Below are 1,132 nucleotides of genomic sequence, written 5' to 3'. Positions count from 1 at the left end.
TACTGGAACGATACAATTACCTTTGGAATAAATGCAGATGACAAACATCCAGAAAACTGGTATCTTTATTTAAAACTTTCCGGAGGAAAATGCATTGAGTATAAATGTTCTGAAAATCTTAACAAGCTCCCCGAATCAACATTTTTATATTATGGAACCTATTCAAACTGGATAAAATTAATAAAATCACAGATTGATCCCATACAGGGATTAATTACTGGTGAGTTCCATCTGAGGGGACCAATGATGAAGATTATGAATTATACAAAGGCTGCAGAGGAAATGGTTTCAACTGCAAGCAAAATTAAAACTGAATTCTTATAATTAACACCAAAAAATAATTTGATATTTATCCATTTATGATATTTAGCATTTCAAGTGCATTTTTTGGTGCCATTGCGTTGTAATCATTATTAAAATAAATAAATGCTTTTTCAGGCTTTATGTTTATGATTTCATTATAGAAGGCTTTTAATTTATTACTTGAATAATCTGTTGCATAACCGTTTTCATCACCATGAAGCCTAAAATATATTATATTATCATCAGGGAATATCAGTGGTAAATCTTTAGAACTTACCGAGGCGACATGTATGCCATTGGCAATTATATTTTTTATTATATTCATATCAAACCATCCACGGTGTCGGAACTCAACAATTCCTCCAGCAGGAATATTGTTTAAAATTCTTTCTAGATTTTCATCTGTATATTTAAATGATGGCGGCATTTGGTATAATATAAATGCCAGTTTCTCCTTCAGATTCTTTATTGCCCCTAAAAATGTATTAAGGGTATCAGTACAGTCATTCAATTTTTGAATGTGGGTTATATATCTATTTGCCTTAACACTAAATAAAAAATTTTTTGGAGACATTTTATACCATTTAATTACACGCTTGGCATCTGGCATGGAATAAAACGTTGAATTAATTTCAACAGTGTTAAACCTTTCTGAATAGTATTCGAACCATCTCCTTTTGTTCAGATTTGATGGATAAAAAAGGCTATTCCAGTGAAGGTAAAACCATCCCGAGCAGCCCACATGAAATTCTATCATAATTTGTTAATATCAATTAATATAAAAGTTTTGAAGCATATTTTAAAATAATGTAAGATCGGAAGAGCACAC

At 30.7% G+C, this 1,132-nt stretch carries 2 protein-coding genes; one reads left to right on the top strand and one right to left on the bottom strand.

Going from position 1 to position 1,132, the window contains the following annotated elements; genetic code table 11:
• Positions 1–324 (top strand): SCP2 sterol-binding domain-containing protein (locus tag AOG55_RS04520; protein WP_055040957.1); only part of this gene is annotated, 324 nt, incomplete at its 5' end.
• Between the two features lie 25 nt (positions 325–349).
• Here AOG55_RS04520 and AOG55_RS04515 read toward each other — a convergent pair.
• Positions 350–1,060, bottom strand: coding sequence for a DUF72 domain-containing protein (locus AOG55_RS04515; protein WP_048101265.1), 711 nt, complete (start codon positions 1,058–1,060; stop codon positions 350–352).
• Positions 1,061–1,132 lie beyond the last annotated feature (72 nt).

This window comes from Acidiplasma cupricumulans (genome assembly GCF_001402935.1).
Taxonomy (GTDB): domain Archaea; phylum Thermoplasmatota; class Thermoplasmata; order Thermoplasmatales; family Thermoplasmataceae; genus Acidiplasma; species Acidiplasma aeolicum.
The sequence above is the reverse complement of the archived record's forward strand: the minus strand, read 5'-3'. Positions and strand labels throughout refer to the sequence as shown.